Here is an 18014-nt window from a genome sequence, read left to right as displayed (position 1 = left end):
GCAAGCGCAGCCGCTGCCAAGGGCACGCAGCAAGACAGCGGCCAGCTTCGGAGAAAGGCGACGTCGTTTCCCGTAAACGGTGTTCCGGTTGGCCTGAATACCTGGGGAGGTAAGCGCCGGAACACCGCTTTCGGGAAACGAACGGACACCAGACAATTTAGCAACGAGGGAACGACCAGTGGCAGCTCCAGCCCTTCCAACCGTCGACAGAGCGGGCAAGGATCGAGGGCTGGCAGCGCACAGCGACCTCACCTGGGCGGAAGCCCGCCGGTTGGCTTTTGATTGCGCCGCATCCCTTGGGCCGGTGCGGGTTCCACTCGTGGAGGCGAACGGCAGAACGCTTGCCGCTGACCTTACCGCGCTTCAAGACATGCCCCACTACGCCTCGTCAGCAATGGACGGCTGGGCGCTCAACGGGGCCGGACCTTGGGTGCTGACTGAACCAGGAAAGCCGCTCGGCAACGGCCAGGCCAGTCCCATCGTCACCGGCGGACTAATACCGCCGGGCTCCCAGGCAGTGCTCCGGGTGGAGAGCGGACAACTGGGGACCAATGCGGGCGGCCAGCCCACACTGATGCTGGCGGAGGGGGCTTCATCGGGCGAACCACGTCAAGGCCAGCACATCCGCAAGTCGGGCGAGGAAGCGGCAGCAGGCGACGTCCTGATCCCCGCAGGGACAGCCTTGAATCCTGCGCACATCGCCCTGGCCGCAGTTGCCGGCTTCGACCAGTTGGAAGTGCGGGGCAAACCGCTGGTCAAAATGCTGGTGACTGGATCAGAGGTGGTCACGGCGCGTGTCCCGGCGCCGGGACAGGTCCGGGATGCTTTCGGGCCCCAAATCAGCACACTCATCCACATGCTCGGCGGCAGTCCAGGGCCGTTGATCCGCATTGGGGATTCCTATGAGGCATGGCTGACGGCGCTCGGGGCTTCTGAGGCTCCGATGGGCCAGTGGTCCGATGTGATCGTTACAACGGGAGGAACAGGGCGTTCCGGCGCGGATCATTTCCGAGCTGCCGTTGCCGCCCTCGGCGGACGGCTCCTCATCGACGGCATCGCTATGCGCCCCGGCCACCCGGCCGCCTTGGCCAAACTGCCTAATGGCCGTTTCGTCGTCGGACTCCCGGGCAACCCGCTGGCCGCCTTGATGGCGCTCTTCACCATTGGTGCTCCGCTCCTTGCCGCACTTGGCAACCAGCCTCTTGCCGACACCAACCAAGTGCCCTGCGGCACCGTCATCGATGCCCACCCGGCATCCACCCGGCTGATGCCTTTCCGTTGGGTCAACGGTCTTGCAATTCCGGCCCGTTACTCCGGGCCGGGCATGATGCGCGGCCTCGCTTCAGCCGACGGTGTCATGGTGGTCCCCTCCCATGGCGTCAAGTTAGGCGAGCCGGTGTCGGCCTTTACCCTCCCGTGGCGCCCGGAACCGCAGATTGCCCGGGCCTGACCATGACGATCAGGACAACAAGGCAAGGAGAGTTCACCACATGGCACGCTTGACCCAACGGCGGAAGGTCCACAGGTACCTCCTGGATGGCTCCGCTGCCGCCCTTGAATTCCCCGTGCGGCACAGGGAGGACGTGCTGGCAGCCGAGGAACCGCTGGAAATCCGCTTCGGCAACATGTCCTTCGCGGTGACTATGAGGACGCCCGGAGACGACTTCGACCTCGTAGCCGGATTCCTGGTGTCTGAAGGAATCATCAGCAACCAGTCGGATCTCGTGTCGCTCCGCTTTTGCTCAGGCGAGGATGAACAGGGCCGGCAGACTTTCAACGTCGTCGAAGCCCAATTTCGCGGCGGCCTGCCGCTGCCGGAAACCGGCCGGCATGTTTACACCTCCAGTTCATGCGGCATCTGTGGCAGCACGTCCATCGAAGCCGTCCGCAAAACCCTCAACTACAGCCCCCGCGAAGACTCCCTGCGCGTGCCGGTCGACGTCCTGGCGCGGCTCCCGGAGCAGCTGCGCGAAGCTCAGGCCTTGTTCGACAAGACCGGAGGCGTCCACGCGGCAGGGCTGTTTAAGATCGGCAGTGACGGGGCCGAATTGCTTTGCCTCCGTGAAGACGTGGGGCGGCACAACGCGGTGGACAAGGTCATTGGGTGGGCCCTGCGCGAAGGGCTGCTGCCCTTGCGCGGAACCGTTTTGCAAGTCTCAGGCAGAGCCTCGTTCGAGCTCGTGCAGAAGGCTGCCCTCGCGGGTATCCCGGTACTGGCCGCTGTCAGTGCACCTTCGAGCCTGGCGGCGGACCTTGCTGACGAGACCGGCCTTACCCTCGTGGGGTTCAGCCGGGGCAAGAGCCTCAACGTGTATGTCGGCGAAGAACGGGTGGCACCTCCCCTGGCGACCGCCGACATCGGCGTGAACATCTGAAAGGAATCCAATGGCTGATTGTGAAGTGATCGGGGCCGTCCTCACCGCCGATCCCATCTCTGAGGACGACGCCATTGCCGCGGTTGAGGGTGCCGAGGCAGGGGCCGTTGTCAGCTTCCGGGGGGTTGTGCGTAATCACGACGGCGGCAGGCCGGTGGAGTGCTTGAGCTACACGGCCCACCCCACCGCACCGCAGGCGATGCTGGAGGTTGTGGCCACTCTCCTTGACGAACACTCGGAGGAGAACGGACACCCCGTGCGGATCTGGGCGGCCCACCGCATTGGTACGCTGCAGATCGGCGACGTGGCTCTCGTATGCGCTGTTTCCGCTGCCCACCGCCGCCAGGCGTTCACCATCTGTTCCGAGCTGGTGGACCGCATCAAGGCTGGCGTGCCCATTTGGAAAGAACAGGTCTTCAACGACGGTTCGGTGGAATGGGTGGGCGCCGATGAGCCGGTGGCAGGCAGAACACGAAGACTCCAGGCTGAAACCGGGCAGCGCCCCGCACTCCATCTGCCGGCTGGTTGAGCCCAAGATGTCCTGCAAAACGTAACTGACAAGTCCTCGACAGCCGTCGAAAACTGACACTGTCGGAAACCAACAATTAGGAGAAAGATGACCTTGAACATCTCTGCGCCTGCCGTGTCCACCACGCAGTCCGGCGCTCCCGTCACGTCCGATGCCCACTCGAAGTCCGTCGGTGCCGATGGCGCGATCATCCTCACGGACCACTACCTGGTCGAGAAGCTCGCCCAGTTCAACCGTGAGCGGGTTCCGGAGCGTGTGGTGCACGCCAAGGGCGGCGGCGCGTTTGGTACGTTCAAGACCACCGAGGACATCTCCAAGTACACCAAGGCCGCGTTCCTGCAGCCCGGTGTCGAGACCGAGATGCTGATCCGTTTCTCCTCCGTTGCCGGCGAGAACGGGTCCCCGGACACCTGGCGTGACCCGCGCGGTTTCGCCGTGAAGTTCTACACCTCCGAGGGCAACTACGACCTCGTGGGCAACAACACCCCGGTGTTCTTCATCCGCGACGGCATCAAGTTCCCGGACTTCATCCATTCCCAGAAGCGCTTGCCGGGCACGCACCTGCGCGACGCTGACATGCAGTGGGACTTCTGGACCCTCTCCCCCGAGTCGGCGCACCAGGTGACCTGGCTGATGGGTGACCGCGGCCTGCCGGCTTCCTGGCGTGAGATGCAGGGCTACGGTTCGCACACCTACCAGTGGATCAACGCCGAGGGTGAGCGTTTCTGGGTTAAGTACCACTTCAAGTCCAACCAGGGCGTGAAGAACATGACATCCGAGCAGGCCGAGGCCCTGGCCGGTTCGGACGCGGACTTCTACATCCGGGACCTGCACGAGAACATCGAAGCCGGCAACCTGCCCTCCTGGGACCTGCACGTGCAGGTCATGCCCTACGAGGACGCCAAGACCTACCGCTTCAACCCCTTTGACCTGACCAAGGTCTGGCCGCACGCGGACTACCCGCTGATCAAGGTCGGCACCATGGAGCTGAACCGGAACCCGGAGAACTACTTCGCGCAGATCGAGCAGGCCACCTTCGCGCCGTCGAACTTCGTGCCGGGCATTGCCGCGTCCCCGGACAAGATGCTGCAGGCCCGCATCTTCTCCTACGCCGACGCGCACCGCTACCGTGTGGGCACCAACCACGCCCAGATCCCGGTGAACCAGCCCAAGAGCCAGGTCAACAACTACAGCCAGGACGGCGCCGGGCGTTACCTGTTCAACGCCCCTTCCGTTCCGGTCTACGCACCGAACACGTTGGGCGGCCCGGCCGCTGTGGAGCCGCAGAACCCCGCCGGCGGGTGGGAGAACGACGGCGAGCTGACCCTCGCCGCGCACTCCCTGCACGCCGAGGACGGCGACTTCGTCCAGGCCGGAACCCTCTACCGTGAGGTCTACGACGACGGCGCCAAGGCCCGCCTGCTGGAGACCATCACCGGCGCCGTGGGCGGCGTGAAGAGCCCCGGCATCAAGGAACGCGCCATCCAGTACTGGACCAACGTTGACGCCGACCTCGGCGCCAAGCTCCGCGCCAACCTCGGCGCAGCCTCCCTCTCGGATGCAGAGGCAGCCAACAAGATCGGCTAACCCCTTAGTCGATGACACCGAAACCCCGCTGCGGCACAGCCGCAGCGGGGTTTTTGTGATGAGCTAGCCGGGCGGTGGGTGATCCCGCTCTGAACTGCTCGCTGGACGTGGATTTCGGCAGGCTCAATCAGCGGTCAGTTCTTTTAAACTGCGTGAGCCTGGAGCGAAATCTTGATCTCGCTCCAGGCTCACGCAGTGATGACAGGCAGTCTCGGCTTTAGGAGGCTGGGGTTGGGGTCTCTTTGCGCTGCAGGGTTTCGGCGCGTTCTTCCAGTGGCGGGGTGTCCTTGGTGAGGCCCAGCAGTGCTTCTCCGGAGAGCTGGACGTCGCCGACCTTTTCCTGGACCCAGTCGTGGAAAGCGCCGATGTGGTGTTCGCTGGGGACCAGCACGCCGCCCTTGGCGTAGGACTTGGAGGCCATGCCCGGCTGGCAACGCTCGCACGCGTCGAAGTCCTGCATGTTCACGCGGTGGAACAGCTCAACGGAGGCGCTGACGTCCTTGCCGGACTCCACCACGGAGGGCAGGTACAGCCAGTCGCACTCCACGATCGTGTGGTCTGCGGACATCGGGAACATGCGGTGGATGATCACGTGGTCCGGAACCAGGTTCACGAACACGGTCGGCTTGATCGTGATCGCGTAGTAGCGCCGGTCCTGGTCCTCACCCACGCCCGGGATGACATCCAGGCCCTCGGAGCCGTCCACGGTGAAGCCCTTGATGTCCTCACCAAACTCCGCGCCGTGGCCCACGAAGTACTGCGCGGCCAGGCCGTCGGCGAACTCGGGCAGCACCTCGGTCAGTTCCGGGTGGATCGTGGCGCAGTGGTAGCACTCCATGAAGTTCTCGATGATGAGCTTCCAGTTCGCCTTCACGTCATACCGGATCCGCCGGCCCAGGGACAGGTTCGCCACGTCGTACCCGTCAATGGCGTGGACGTCGCCCAGACGTTCCTCGATCGCGCCCATGACCTCCTCTTCGAAGGACGGCGGCTCCTCGGCCAGGCACACCCACACGTAGCCCAGGTATTCACGGATGTGGACCTTGGCCAGGCCGTACTCGTCCCGGTCGATGTCAGGCATCTTCGTCAGGTTCGGCGCAGCGATCAGCTTGCCCTCGAAGTCGTACGTCCAGGCGTGGTACGGGCACTGGAAGTTACGGGCCGCTTCGCCCTTTTCCTCCATGCACAGCTTCACACCGCGGTGCCGGCAAACGTTGTAAAACGCCCGGATCTGCCCCTTGCGGGTCCGGGAGATCAGCACACTCTCCCGCCCGACCTGCACCGTCTGCCACGCACCGGCCTTATCCAGATCCGCCGAACGGATCGCGCAGAACCACATCTGCTCAAAAATACGCTCCTGCTCGGCCCGGAAAATCGCCGGATCCGTATACAAATGACCGCCCAGCGTCGGGATCAGGCTCGGGGTGCTTACCTCAACAGACAATGTGTACTCCTAACAAAACAAAAAACTTGGTAATCCATGGTGACGGCGAAGGGTTAAGTGGTTGCTGCTTTTCAAGACACGGCGGCGGCCCCCACGAGTGCGGCTGCCCCTGCCGGTACCGCCAGGGCGGCAGGCTGGGCAGGTAGCGGCGATGCCAGTGCCGGCGCTGGCGAAGCCAGGCTCCGGCGCCATTTGGTGAAGAGCCGCGGCTGGTTCATTCCCAGGACTGCCACGGCAGAGTCCCCGCGGTAGTACACGGCGAGGAAACTGTGGGCGAGGGGGTCTCCGGCTTCGATTTCGAGGCGGTCATAGCCGGCAGAGTGCCCGGCGAACTGAATCTTGACGCCGTGCTGGTCCGACCAGAAGTAGGCCGGCTTGGCAGGCTGTCCGGGGGCCTCGGAGTCGAGGAGGGCCCGGACAGCCAGCGCTGCGCGCTCCAGGGCACCAGTCCAGTGCTCGACCCGGCGGTGGATTCCGGCCGCTGGGTCAAACCAGGCGGCGCAGTCTCCCACGGCTACGATTCCAGGCACGTTGGTGCGGCCCATGGCGTCACAGACGATGCCCGGGTTCAGTTCCAGCCCGGAACCTGACAGCCATCCCGTGTTGGGTTCCGCCCCAATGCCAACGACGACGACGTCCGCACCCACGTACCGGCCGCCAGAGAGCCGCAGCCCAGAGACATTCCCTTCACAGCTGTAGAAATCCTCTACGGTCGCGGACGGGATCAGCTCCACGCCGTTGGCCGCATGCAGCCCGGCCACCACTGCTCCCATCTCCGCCCCCAACTGACCGGCGAAGGGCACAGGCTTCGTGTCGATTATGGTGACTTCCATGCCACGGGACACGGCGGCCGAGGCGACCTCCGCTCCGATGAAGCCGGCGCCGATGACGGCCATCCTGCTGCCGGGCAGCAGTTCGGGGGCCAGGGCCTGGGCGTCCGCAAGGGTGCGCAGGGAGAACACGTTGCTCAGTCCCGCAAGGGTGGGCAACTGGCGTGCCCGGGCGCCCGTGGCGATGACAATGCCGTCCGCCTGAATCACCTGGCCGTCCTTCAGACGGATGCTGCGCGATTCGGCGTCAAGGGAAACAGCGCCGCCTCCAAGCAGCCACTCTGCCTGCAGCTCGTCCGTTTCGGATTCCAGGTACAGGTCCTCTGCGGTGATGGCACCGAGCAGGAAGTCTTTGGACAGCGGCGGCCGGTCGTAGGGCCGGTGCGGCTCATCACCGATCACCACAAGCCGTCCGGTGAAGCCTTGGGCGCGGGCCGCCCGTGCGGCCGATAGGCCAGCCAGGGAGGCTCCCACAATTGCAAGCGTCTCCATCGACACCCTCCTTCAATTGCTTCTTACGCAACAATGATCGCTATATGCAACAGAGTGATCTATGCCACGGCGGCTGTCAAGGGTGGCCCTTAACGGAAGGCCCGGGGGCCGCAACACAACAGAAAAACCTTGACAGCGGGTTGTGAGCTACCGCACTCTGTTGCTTATAGCGATTGCTGTTGTTGATTACGGAACAGTCGGCAATCGGAAGTTGCACCCATCACCGCTCGACAAAGAAGAAGAGGTCCTCCATGCACAAGGCATGCCCGCTCAGTGAACTGGCACCAGGGGAAGCGCTCCGTCTGGAAACGTCTCCCCCCATTGCTGTCTTCCACACCGAGGAGGGCGAACTCTTTGCCATTGACGACACGTGCACGCACCAGGACGCCTCCCTCGCAGACGGCTGGGTCGAGGACTGCTGGGTCGAATGTCCGCTCCACGCATCCCGCTTTAACCTGCGTACAGGAGGCGTGGATGCCCCGCCGGCCAAGCTCCCGGTCCGTATCCACGAAGTATCAGTAATCGACGGCGACATCATGATCACCGAATCCAACGAGGTCCCCAACCTCCCCCCTGGCCTGACCGTAGACGGCCACATCTAAAGCAAGCCCATGAATCCGAGCAAAGGACTTCCTCATGGCTCAAAACAGTGACACCCGATATAGCAGTGACAACCTAAGCAGCGAACCCAATCTCAACACCGGCGGCAGCGCCGCAGAAGACCCCTATTCTTCCAAGCGGTCCCAGGGCGCCGACGAAGTCGCCCCGCACCGCCCGCAGGACCATGACCTACCTTCGACAGAGCCGGTGGCGGACCCCCTGTCTGAACTGGAGGACTACGATCAGATCCTGCAGGAGCTCCGCCAGACCAAGACCGAGCAGGCCGTGACGGAACGCCGGAACCGGAAGCTCACCCTCGACAAAGTGACCTTCGGGATCACCGGGGTATTCGCCGTTGCCTTCATCATGTGGGGCTTCTTCGGGCGCGACAGCCTCTCCAGCACCTCCCAGAACATCCTTGACTGGGTCATGCAATACACCGGCTGGCTGTTTATGGGGCTGGCCTCCCTCTTCGTCATTTTCGTCCTGTGGCTTGCCCTCGGTAAGTTCGGCAACATCCCGCTGGGCAAGGACGGCGAAAAACCCGAATTCCGCACCGTGTCCTGGGTGGCCATGATGTTCGCCGCCGGCATGGGCATCGGCCTCATGTTCTACGGCGTTGCCGAACCTCTCTACCACTACATCTCTCCCCCGCCCGGCACCGTGGACGGACAGACCCCCGAAGCCATCCAGACCGCCATGGCCACCTCCATCTTCCACTGGACCCTGCACCCCTGGGCCATGTACGCCGTGGTAGGAATCGCCATGGCCTACGGTACCTACCGCCTCGGCCGCAAGCAGCTGATCTCCGCCGCCTTCACCTCCCTCTTCGGCGTCAGGATGGTCGAAGGACCGGTCGGGAAGTTCATCAACATCCTGGCCATCTTCGCCACGCTCTTCGGCACCGCAGCATCCCTGGGTTTGGGCGCCCTGCAGATCGGCAGCGGCCTGACGTCCAACGGCTGGGCCGGGGAAATCGGCACGCCCGTGCTCGTGGTGATCGTCGCCATCCTGACAGCCTGCTTCGTGGCCTCCGCCGTCTCCGGCATTAGCCGCGGCATCCAGTGGCTGTCCAACATCAACATGGTGCTCGCCGTCATACTGGCCCTCATCGTCTTCGTGGCCGGCCCCACCATGTTCATCCTCAACCTGATCCCTTCCGCTGTCGGCGACTACGCCCGTGATCTGGCGGAAATGTCATCCCGCACTGAAGCTGTCGGAGACGACGCCCTGCGCACCTGGATGTCCGGCTGGACCATCTTCTACTGGGCCTGGTGGGTGTCCTGGACACCGTTCGTTGGCATGTTCATCGCCCGCATCAGCCGCGGCCGGACCATCCGGCAGTTCGTCACCGGCGTGCTCCTGGTGCCCAGCATCGTGAGCGTCATCTGGTTCGGCATCTTCGGCGGCACCGCCTTCAGCATCCAGGCCGAAGCTGACAAGACGGACAACCCGGCAGACGGACTCGCCAAAATGGTCGACGGCGTGCCCACCATTTCGTTCGACGGCGCCCTCTTCGACCTGGTCAAGAACCTCCCCATGGCTGGCTGGGCTATCGCCGCAGTGATTGCCCTGGCCATGGTCCTGGTAGCGATCTTCTTCATCACCGGAGCCGATTCGGCCTCCATCGTCATGGCCTCACTGAGCTCCAACGGGTCCAACGAACCCCGCCGCGGACTGGTGATCTTCTGGGGCCTGCTGACTGGCGGAGTAGCCGCAGTGATGCTCTTGGCCGGTGGAGATGAACCATCAGAAGCCTTGTCCGGACTGCAACGAATCACCATCGTCGCCGCCCTGCCATTCGTACTGGTCATGCTGCTGCTCTGTGTCGCCCTGGCGCGGGACCTGCGCCGCGACCCGCTGGCCCTGCGGCGCAGGCTCGCCACGACCGTCGTCGAACGGGCCATCCGCACCGGCGTCGACCAGCACGGCGGCGTCCAGTTCGACCTTGTAACCAAGCATGAGTGCGGCGAACGCTGCGCCGGCGACGCCCCCTGTCCCGGCGGTTCCAGCGCCGTGACCCCCAAGTAGGAGATATCGTGACCACAACTCTTGAAGCCCGGTCCGCCGGCGCCGCAGCACCCTTTACGACGGAAACCGTGGCCGCCCCGCGCTCCCTGGCCAAGACGCGCCCTGCGGAGTTCGTCCTCACCCTGGCCTGCCCCGAACGGCCAGGCATTGTCAGGGCGGTGACCACCTTCCTGGCCGACCGCGGTTTCGACATCGTGGAGCACCAGCAGTTCGATGACCACGTCAGCGGGAAACTGTACCTGCGCACCGCTTTCACGGGCGGCGCACTAGAAACCCGTGACCGGGCACATCTGGATTTCGCGGGTGCCGACGGACTCAACCAGCAGACCGCCAAAGGCCTCACTGCCGAGTTCGCGCCAACGGCCGTCGAATTCGGCATGGATTTCGCCATCCACGACGGCCAGCCCCAGCGTCTGCTGATCATGGTCTCGAAGTTCGGCCACTGCCTCAACGACCTGATCTTCCGCTGGCGGGCCGGCAGCCTCGGCGCTGAGATCGCCGTCGTGGTGTCCAACCATGAGGATCTGCGCCCCATGGCGGAAAACGCCGGGCTGCCTTTCATCCATGTTCCGGTGACCGCCGCAACCAAGCCCGAGGCCGAGGCCCGGCTGCTGGAACTCGTCAAAGAGTACGACGCGGACCTCGTGGTGCTGGCGCGCTACATGCAGGTTCTCTCCGACGGCTTGTCCAACGAACTGCGCGGCCGGGCCATCAACATCCACCATTCCTTCCTGCCCGGTTTCAAGGGAGCGAAGCCCTACCACCAGGCCTACGACCGCGGTGTCAAGCTCGTGGGGGCTACCGCGCACTACGTGACCGCGGACCTCGACGAGGGGCCAATCATCGAGCAGGAGGTCTTCAGGGTGGACCACAGCCTCGATCCGGACGCTCTGGTCACAGTCGGCCGGGACGCTGAATCGCAGGCCCTGTCCCGGGCCGTGAAGTGGCACTGCCAGCACCGCGTCCTGCTCAACAACACCCGCACCGTCGTATTCCGCTGACGGCAACGTCCGCAAAGCAACCAGGAGAACCACTTATGAGCGCATCACCACGGGTCGTCATCATCGGCGCCGGCATTGTCGGCACCAACCTTGCGGACGAACTGGCCAGCCGGGGCTGGAACAACATCACCGTCGTCGAACAGGGCCCGCTGGAGCTCGCCGGTGGTTCCACCTCCCACGCCCCCGGACTGGTCTTCCAGACCAACCCGTCCAAGACCATGACGGAGTTCGCCACCTACACGGTCAATAAGCTCCTGTCCCTCAGCGCCGAGGGAACGTCCTGCTTCAACCAGGTGGGCGGGTTGGAGCTTGCCACCACCGAAACCAGGTTGCAGGACCTCAAGCGCAAGCTCGGCTACGCCACCTCCTGGGGCGTTGAGGGCCGGATCATCGACGCGGATGAATGCGAGAAGTACTGGCCGCTGCTGAATAAGGGACAGTTCAGGGACGGGCGCCAGGTCCTTGGCGGTCTCCTCGTTCCCTCCGACGGACTCGCCTCCGCGGCCCGGGCAGTCCAGCTGCTGATCAGCCGCGCCCGCGAAGCGGGCGTGACGTTCCTCGGGTCCACTGCCGTCACCGGCATTGAACAGGCGGGCGGCAAGGTCACCGGCGTGGAAACCTCCTCCGGAGTGATCCCGGCGGACATTGTGGTTTCCTGCGCCGGGTTCTGGGGCCGCGAGGTGGGCAAGCTGGTGGGCATGAAGGTGCCCCTGCTGCCGCTCGCCCACCAGTACGTCAAGACCACCGCCCTGGCCGAACAGAAGGGCCTGAACGAGCAGCCGAACGGTGCCCGCTCGCCCATCCTCCGCTACCAGGACAGGGACCTGTACTTCCGTGAGCACGGCGACCGCATCGGCATCGGCAGCTACGCCCACCGCCCGCTGCCCGTCGACATGGAACTCCTCCCCCGCGTGGACGCAGACCAGATGTCCGAGCACCGCATGCCCTCCCGCCTGGACTTCACCCTGGAGGACTTCGCGCCTTCATGGGAAGACTGCCAGGACCTGCTGCCCGCCCTGCACCGGACCCAGATCCAGGACGGCTTCAACGGCATCTTCTCCTTCACCCCCGACGGCGGCCCCCTCATGGGCGAGTCGCCCGAGGTCGAAGGCTTCTTCGTTGCCGAAGCCGTCTGGGTCACGCACTCCGCGGGCGTGGCCAAGGCGATGGCCGAACTGCTGGTCGATGGACAGTCCCGCACGGATCTGCACGGCTGCGAAATCGAACGGTTCGAAGAGGTCCAGACCAGCGACGAATACGTCAGCGAAACGTCCCAGCAGAACTTCGTCGAGATCTACGACATCCTGCACCCGCTGCAGCCCAAGGAATCCCCCCGCGACCTGCGGGTGAGCCCGTTCAACGTCCGCCAGAAGGAACTCGGAGCCTTCTTCCTGGAGTCGGCGGGCTGGGAGCGTCCGCACTGGTTCGAGGCCAACCGCGGCCTGCTGGAGGAACTCCCGGCAGAGTGGCAGACCCCGGAACGCGAACCGTGGGCCGCCATGTTCTCCTCGCCCATCTCGGCGGCCGAAGCGTGGAAGACGCGCACCGCCGTCGGGCTTTATGACATGACGCCGCTCAAGCGGCTCTCGGTGAACGGCCCGGGCGCGCTGGCGCTGCTGCAGCGCCTCAGCACCGGCAACATCACCAAGAAGCCCGGCGCGGTAACCTACTGCCTCCTGCTGGCGGACGACGGCGGCATCCGCAGTGACGTCACCGTGGCCAGGCTCGGGGAGGAGACTTTCCAGCTTGGCGTGAACAGCAACGTCGACTTCGATTACCTCCGCGTTGAGGCCAGGAAGCAGTCGGCTGCCGATCCCAGTCAGTGGGCGCACGTCGCCGACATCACCGGGAGCACCTGCTGCATCGGCCTGTGGGGGCCGCTGGCACGCGAAGTCATCGGAAAGGTCAGTACGGACGACCTCTCCAACGACGGCCTGAAGTACTTCCGCACCAAGGAAATCTCCGTGGGCGGCATCCCGGTCACAGCCATGCGGCTCTCCTACGTCGGCGAGCTCGGCTGGGAGCTCTACACAACCGCGGAGTACGGCCTCAAGCTCTGGGACCTGCTCTTCGAAGCCGGCCAGGAGCACGGCATCGTCGCCGCCGGGCGCGGCGCGTTCAACAGCATGCGCCTCGAGAAGGGCTACCGGCTGTGGGGCACGGACATGACCTCCGAGCACCACCCGTACCAGTCCGGCCTGGGCTTCTCGGTCGCCAAGGACAAGGTGGGCTTCATCGGGGCCGAGGCCCTGGCCGCCCGCAAGGAACAGCCCGCCGAGAAGATCCTGCGGTGCCTCACCGTGGACGACGGCACCTCCATCGTGCTGGGCAAGGAGCCCGTATACGTGAACGGCGCGGCGGCGGGCTACGTCACCAGCGCCGCCTACGGCTACTCCGTGCGGAAGCCGATTGCCTACGCCTGGCTGCCGGCCGCCGTCGAGGTCGGGGACTCTGTGGAGATCGAGTACTTCGGTGAGCGGGTAGCCGCGACCGTCACCGCCGAACCGCTGTTCGACCCGGGCATGGAGCGCCTCCGCGGCTAACAGCCAGCGCTGGTTGAGCGCGAGCGTACACTTGAGGCCCCGCTTCCGAAAGGCAGCGGGGCCTCAACTGTACGTTCGCGCGATGTGGTGGGGGTGACGGCGGACCCCGCAGCCACACCCCATAGCCGAGGCGGGCCCCGAGCGGGTAGAACAGAGTCATGACTACCTCATCCCTGGTGCTCGGCCCGATCATGCGGCACGTGGATGAGACCTCGGCGAGCATCTGGGTGGAAACCCGGGACGCTGCCCGCGTCACAGTCCGCGCGGGCCGGCAAAGCTGGGAGGCCCGCACCTTCGCGGTACACGGCCACCATTACGCCCTGGTGGAGGCAGAGGGGCTGGAGCCGGGAGCGGTGGTGCCCTACACCGTGGAAATTGACGGAAACCATTCCTGGCCCGATCCGGACTCGGAGTTTCCGCCGCCGGTGATCGCCACCTTGAAGCCCGGCGCACAGCTTCGACTGGCCTACGGCTCCTGCCGCACCAGCGTTCCGCACGATGCCTCCGGCAACCGCACGCACGGCGTCGATTCCCTGCGCGCCTACGCCTTGGCCCTTGCCGCCGGCAGCGGCACCGCCAGCGGCACAACCAACGGCACAACATGGCCGGAACTGGTGGTCTTCCTGGGAGACCAGGTCTACGCGGACTCAACCAGTGAAGAGATGCAGGAGTTCATCCGGGCCCGCAGGGACATCAAGGAACCGCCTGGCGAGGAACTCAAGGACTACGAGGAATACGCCCACCTGTACCACTTGGCCTGGTCCGACCCGGCAAACAGATGGCTGCTGTCCACCCTGCCCAGCGCCATGATCTTCGATGACCACGACATCCGTGACGACTGGAACGCCTCGCTGAGCTGGAAGAAGAAGATGGAAGCCACGTCGTGGTGGCATGAGCGGATCGTCGCCGGGCTGTCTTCCTACTGGGTCTATCAGCATCTCGGAAACCTCTCACCGCAGGAGCGGGCGGAGGATGTGATCTGGCAGCAGATCGTTCTGCATCCGGGCGGGGACGAACCCGACCTGAGCGCGGAGCTGGACCGCTTCGCCGAACTCGCAGACCAGGACCCGGCCTCGTACCGGTGGAGCTTCTGCCGGGACTTCGGAGACACGAGGCTCATCGTGGTCGATTCCCGCGCCGCCCGGAACCTGGACCCGGAACGGCGTGCCCTGCTGGACGGCGCGGAAATGACCTGGCTGGACGGGCAGATGCGCGGCGGCTTCCGTCACCTGCTGGTGGCCACGTCGCTGCCTTTCCTGCTGCCGATGGGCCTGCACCATGTCGAGTCCTGGAATGAGGCCATATCCGAGGGCGCGTGGGGCAAGCTGGCTGCGCGGGCGGGTGAAAAGCTGCGCCAAGCGGTGGACCTGGAACACTGGGGCGCCTTCCAACAGAGCTTCCGGGACGTGGCTGCCATGGCGACCGAGGTCGCCGACGGTAAACGCGGCCCGGCCCCGGAAACCGTTACCTTCCTCTCCGGGGACGTGCACTTCTCCTATGTCGCTGAGGTAGAACGCTCCTCCGGCAGCCGCATCCTGCAGGCAGTCTGCTCCCCGATCCGCAACCCGCTCCCCCGGCTCATGCGATCCTTCGGGGCCGTCATGTCCTACGGACTGGCCGTTCCCATCGGCGCCCTGGTGGCACGCTCAGCGCGTGTTCCGGACCCACCCTTTCGCTGGTCCCGCGTCAGGGGTCCCTGGTTCAGCAACAACCTCGCCAGCCTTGAGGTGTCCGACGACGGCCTGCACCTATGGTGGGAGACCGGCGTTGTGGACGGCGGCGACGACCTGAACCCACGGCTCGAGAACGTGGCATCCCTGACTATGGCGCCTCGGACCCCTCAGGAACATGCGGCACGAAGCGGACGAACATCGCCTTGAATCCGGGGGTGTTCGACACCCGGGCGACGTTTTCTTTGTGGACCAGGGCGTTGGCTTCGGGGAAGTACGCGGCGGCGCAGCCCTTCGCGGTGGGGTAGGCCACGAGCCGGAACTTCTCGGCGTGCCGGTCCTGGCCCTGGAAGGTGCTGATCACGTCTACGAGGTCGCGGTCCTGGAAGCCCTGCTCGGCGAGGTCCTCGGGGTGGATGAGGATGACGCGGCGGCCGTCGGAGATGCCGCGGTAGCGGTCATCCAGGCCGTAGAAGGTGGTGTTGTACTGGTCGTGGCTGCGGATGGTCTGCAGCACCAGGTGCCCCTCCGGCGGTGTCAGGTATTCCAGCGGGCTGACGGTGAAGCGGCCGCGGCCGATGTCGGTGGCGAAGGAGCGGGTGTCCCTGGGCGGGTTGGGCAGCACGAAGCCGTTCTTGGTCCGTACCCGGGTGTTGAAGTCCTCAAAGCCGGGAAGGACGCGGGAGATGTGGTCCCGGATCACGTCGTAGTCCTCGGCCATGGCCTTCCAGTCCACCGGGTGGTCCGGGCCGAAGGTGGCCTCGGCCATGCGCGCCACGATCACCGGTTCGGCGAGCAGGTGCTCTGAGACCGGGGTCAGCCTGCCCTGGGTGGAGTGGACCACGGACATGGAGTCCTCCACCGAGAGGAACTGGGCGCCCTTGGCGTGCTTGTCGTCCTTGTCCGTCCGGCCCAGGGTGGGCAGGATCAGCGAGGTGCGGCCGTGCACGATGTGGGACCGGTTGGGCTTGGTGGAGATGTGCACGGTCAGCCCGATCCGCTGCATCCCGGCTTCCAGCGTCTCGGTATCCGAACAGGCCAAGGAGAAGTTCCCGCCCATGGAGACGAACACGTCCACCTCGTTGCGTTCGAAGGCCTCCATGGATTCGACGGCGTCGTAGCCGTGGTGCCGCGGGGAGGCGATCCCGAACTCGTTGTCGAGTGCCTGCAGGAGCCATTCCTTCGGCTTTTCCCAGATGCCCATGGTGCGGTCGCCCTGGACGTTGGAGTGCCCGCGGACCGGGCAGGCACCGGCGCCGGGCTTGCCGAAGTTGCCCTGCAGCAGCAGGACGTTGATCATTTCCTTGATGGTGTCCACCGAGTGCGGCTGCTGGGTCACGCCCAGGGCCCAGCAGAAGATGGTGGCCTTGGACCGGATGAGCATCCCGGCGACGTCCTCGATCTGGGCCCGGGACAGGCCCGTTGCCTTCTCGGTTTCGGTCCAGTCCAGCTCCCGGCGCGCCTGGCGGTAGGCCTCGAAGCCGTCGGTCTGCGCCTGAACGAAGGAATGGTCGACGACGGTGCCCGGGTTTCGTTCTTCGGCCGCCAGCAGCAGGTGGCCCAGGGCCTGGAACAGCGCCAGGTCCCCGCCGACCTTGATCTGCAGGTATTCATCGGCCAGCGGCGTGCCGCCGCCGACCACGCCGGAGACGGTCTGCGGGTCTTTGAAGTTGAACAGGCCGGCCTCAGGCAGCGGGTTCACCGCCACCACCTTGCCGCCCTTGTCCTTGCACTCCTTCAGCGCCGAGAGCATGCGGGGGTGGTTGGTGCCGGGGTTCTGCCCGACGACGAAGATCAGCTCGGAATCGTGGATGTCATCCAGGGACACCGTGCCCTTGCCGATGCCGATGGTCGGGTTCAGCGCCGAGCCGGAGGACTCGTGGCACATGTTGGAACAGTCCGGCAGGTTGTTGGTGCCCAGGGCCCGCGCGAACAACTGGTACAGGAACGCGGTCTCGTTCGCGGTGCGGCCGGAGGTGTAGAAAACGCAGCGGTCCGGGGTGCTGGCCCGGATGTGCTCGCCAATCAGCTCGAACGCCTCAGCCCAGGAGATCGGCGAATAGTGCGTCTCGCCTTCCCGGATCACCACCGGTTCACTCAGCCGGCCCTGGTTGCCCAGCCAGTACTCCGTCTTCTCCGCCAGCTCCGCGATGGAGTGCTTCGCCCAGAACTGAGCCCCGACGGTGCGGAGTGTGTTTTCCTCGGCCACCGCCTTGGCGCCGTTTTCGCAGAACTCGGCAGCCTTGCGCTTCTTGTCCGACTCCGGCCACGCACAGCCCGGGCAGTCGAAGCCGCCGCGCTGGTTCAGGCGCAGCAGGGACTGCGCCGTCCGGGTGACACCGGCCTGGGCTACAGCGCGCTCCAGGGCCACCATCACAGCCTTCACGCCGGCGGCTTCCGTTTTCGGTTTGCCGACCGCCAGGGAGTCCTCGTTGATGTCCGCAACGGGGGCGGGCTGTATGCCGAACTTCATTGTTCCAACTTCCTTACCGGCTAACGCCGTGCTTGTTCAAAACGCCCGGCAAGGCGCGCCAGCTGTCCTGGCGCGCCTCACGGGATCCTGCTTGATGTGGGAAACCCTGCCCTACTGCGGAACCTGCTCTACTGGCTCACCTTGGCCAGCGTCTCCCGCTCGGCACCGATGGTGGTGTTGTCGCCATGGCCGGTGCGGACCACCGTCTCGGCCGGAAGCGGCAACAACCGTTCCCGGATGGAGGTCAGGATGGTGGGGTAGTCGCTGTAGGAGCGGCCGGTGGCGCCGGGGCCGCCGTTGAACAGGGTGTCCCCGGTGAACACGGTGCCCTCTGAGGCGAGGTGGAAGCAGGTGGAGCCCGGTGAGTGGCCGGGGGTGTGGATCGCCTCCAGGGTCGCGCCGCCGACTTCGAAGACGTCACCGTCGGCCAGTTCGGCGT

Annotated in this window: 13 protein-coding genes; 9 read left to right on the top strand and 4 right to left on the bottom strand. The window is 65.3% G+C overall.

Annotation, left to right across the window (positions count from 1 at the left end; translation table 11 throughout):
• Nucleotides 1-178 precede the first annotated feature (178 nt).
• The 4 genes from ACIP9X_RS21345 (at nucleotide 179) to ACIP9X_RS21330 (ending at nucleotide 4491) form a co-directional block, all read left to right on the top strand.
• The gene (locus tag ACIP9X_RS21345; protein ID WP_400481752.1) at nucleotides 179-1450 is read left to right on the top strand and encodes a molybdopterin molybdotransferase MoeA; all 1272 of its coding nucleotides are present in this window, start codon (nucleotides 179-181) and stop codon (nucleotides 1448-1450) included.
• A 40-nt stretch (nucleotides 1451-1490) separates the two neighbouring features.
• The gene (fdhD, locus tag ACIP9X_RS21340) at nucleotides 1491-2375 is read left to right on the top strand and encodes a formate dehydrogenase accessory sulfurtransferase FdhD (RefSeq protein ID WP_400481751.1); all 885 of its coding nucleotides are present in this window, start codon (nucleotides 1491-1493) and stop codon (nucleotides 2373-2375) included.
• 10 nt (nucleotides 2376-2385) lie between these two features.
• A complete protein-coding gene (locus tag ACIP9X_RS21335) occupies nucleotides 2386-2904 on the top strand; it encodes a molybdenum cofactor biosynthesis protein MoaE (RefSeq protein ID WP_400481750.1) in 519 nt (172 codons plus the stop codon).
• Between the two features lie 87 nt (nucleotides 2905-2991).
• The gene (locus ACIP9X_RS21330; RefSeq protein ID WP_400481749.1) at nucleotides 2992-4491 is read left to right on the top strand and encodes a catalase; all 1500 of its coding nucleotides are present in this window, start codon (nucleotides 2992-2994) and stop codon (nucleotides 4489-4491) included.
• Nucleotides 4492-4708: 217 nt separating this feature from the next.
• Here ACIP9X_RS21330 and ACIP9X_RS21325 read toward each other — a convergent pair whose 3' ends face one another.
• Both ACIP9X_RS21325 and ACIP9X_RS21320 read right to left on the bottom strand, forming a co-directional pair.
• Complete coding sequence (locus ACIP9X_RS21325) at nucleotides 4709-5935, bottom strand: aromatic ring-hydroxylating dioxygenase subunit alpha (protein WP_400481748.1); 1227 nt, start codon at nucleotides 5933-5935, stop codon at nucleotides 4709-4711.
• A gap of 71 nt (nucleotides 5936-6006) precedes the next feature.
• Nucleotides 6007-7257, bottom strand: a complete 1251-nt coding sequence (locus tag ACIP9X_RS21320; RefSeq protein WP_400481747.1) for an NAD(P)/FAD-dependent oxidoreductase — start codon at nucleotides 7255-7257, stop codon at nucleotides 6007-6009.
• A 251-nt stretch (nucleotides 7258-7508) separates the two neighbouring features.
• Between ACIP9X_RS21320 and ACIP9X_RS21315 the strand changes: the two genes are divergently transcribed.
• The 5 genes from ACIP9X_RS21315 to ACIP9X_RS21295 all read left to right on the top strand — a co-directional run bounded on the left by ACIP9X_RS21315 (nucleotide 7509) and on the right by ACIP9X_RS21295 (nucleotide 15312).
• Nucleotides 7509-7859: a bifunctional 3-phenylpropionate/cinnamic acid dioxygenase ferredoxin subunit gene (locus ACIP9X_RS21315; protein ID WP_400481746.1), complete on the top strand. Its 351-nt coding sequence runs from the start codon at nucleotides 7509-7511 to the stop codon at nucleotides 7857-7859.
• A 34-nt stretch (nucleotides 7860-7893) separates the two neighbouring features.
• Nucleotides 7894-9888 (top strand): BCCT family transporter, encoded by a 1995-nt coding sequence (locus ACIP9X_RS21310; protein WP_400481745.1) that lies wholly within the window; start codon nucleotides 7894-7896, stop codon nucleotides 9886-9888.
• Nucleotides 9889-9896: 8 nt separating this feature from the next.
• Entirely contained in the window at nucleotides 9897-10889 is a 993-nt protein-coding gene (gene purU, locus ACIP9X_RS21305; RefSeq protein WP_400481744.1) for a formyltetrahydrofolate deformylase, read from the top strand.
• Between the two features lie 35 nt (nucleotides 10890-10924).
• Complete coding sequence (locus tag ACIP9X_RS21300; protein WP_400481743.1) at nucleotides 10925-13432, top strand: FAD-dependent oxidoreductase; 2508 nt, start codon at nucleotides 10925-10927, stop codon at nucleotides 13430-13432.
• Nucleotides 13433-13590: 158 nt separating this feature from the next.
• The gene (locus ACIP9X_RS21295; protein ID WP_400481742.1) at nucleotides 13591-15312 is read left to right on the top strand and encodes an alkaline phosphatase D family protein; all 1722 of its coding nucleotides are present in this window, start codon (nucleotides 13591-13593) and stop codon (nucleotides 15310-15312) included.
• Here the strand turns inward: ACIP9X_RS21295 and ACIP9X_RS21290 are convergent.
• Nucleotides 15254-17575: an FdhF/YdeP family oxidoreductase gene (locus ACIP9X_RS21290; protein ID WP_400481741.1), complete on the bottom strand. Its 2322-nt coding sequence runs from the start codon at nucleotides 17573-17575 to the stop codon at nucleotides 15254-15256. The two genes, ACIP9X_RS21295 and ACIP9X_RS21290, sit on opposite strands and share 59 nt — an antisense overlap.
• A gap of 128 nt (nucleotides 17576-17703) precedes the next feature.
• Nucleotides 17704-18014 (bottom strand): MBL fold metallo-hydrolase (locus ACIP9X_RS21285; protein ID WP_400481740.1); only part of this gene is annotated, 311 nt, incomplete at its 5' end.

The organism is Arthrobacter sp. NPDC093125 (assembly GCF_044754225.1).
In the GTDB taxonomy this organism is placed as follows: Bacteria; Actinomycetota; Actinomycetes; order Actinomycetales; family Micrococcaceae; genus Arthrobacter.
The sequence above is the reverse complement of the archived record's forward strand: the minus strand, read 5'-3'. Positions and strand labels throughout refer to the sequence as shown.

Excerpts from the sequence above, each read along its gene's own strand:
- ACIP9X_RS21330 (WP_400481749.1), top strand. The coding sequence starts at position 2,992 with ATGACCTTGAACATCTCTGCGCCTGCCGTGTCCACCACGCAGTCCGGC.
- ACIP9X_RS21290 (WP_400481741.1), bottom strand. The coding sequence starts at position 17,575 with ATGAAGTTCGGCATACAGCCCGCCCCCGTTGCGGACATCAACGAGGAC.
- ACIP9X_RS21335 (WP_400481750.1), top strand. The coding sequence starts at position 2,386 with ATGGCTGATTGTGAAGTGATCGGGGCCGTCCTCACCGCCGATCCCATC.
- ACIP9X_RS21320 (WP_400481747.1), bottom strand. The coding sequence starts at position 7,257 with ATGGAGACGCTTGCAATTGTGGGAGCCTCCCTGGCTGGCCTATCGGCC.
- ACIP9X_RS21310 (WP_400481745.1), top strand. The coding sequence starts at position 7,894 with ATGGCTCAAAACAGTGACACCCGATATAGCAGTGACAACCTAAGCAGC.
- ACIP9X_RS21300 (WP_400481743.1), top strand. The coding sequence starts at position 10,925 with ATGAGCGCATCACCACGGGTCGTCATCATCGGCGCCGGCATTGTCGGC.
- ACIP9X_RS21315 (WP_400481746.1), top strand. The coding sequence starts at position 7,509 with ATGCACAAGGCATGCCCGCTCAGTGAACTGGCACCAGGGGAAGCGCTC.
- ACIP9X_RS21295 (WP_400481742.1), top strand. The coding sequence starts at position 13,591 with ATGACTACCTCATCCCTGGTGCTCGGCCCGATCATGCGGCACGTGGAT.
- fdhD (WP_400481751.1), top strand. The coding sequence starts at position 1,491 with ATGGCACGCTTGACCCAACGGCGGAAGGTCCACAGGTACCTCCTGGAT.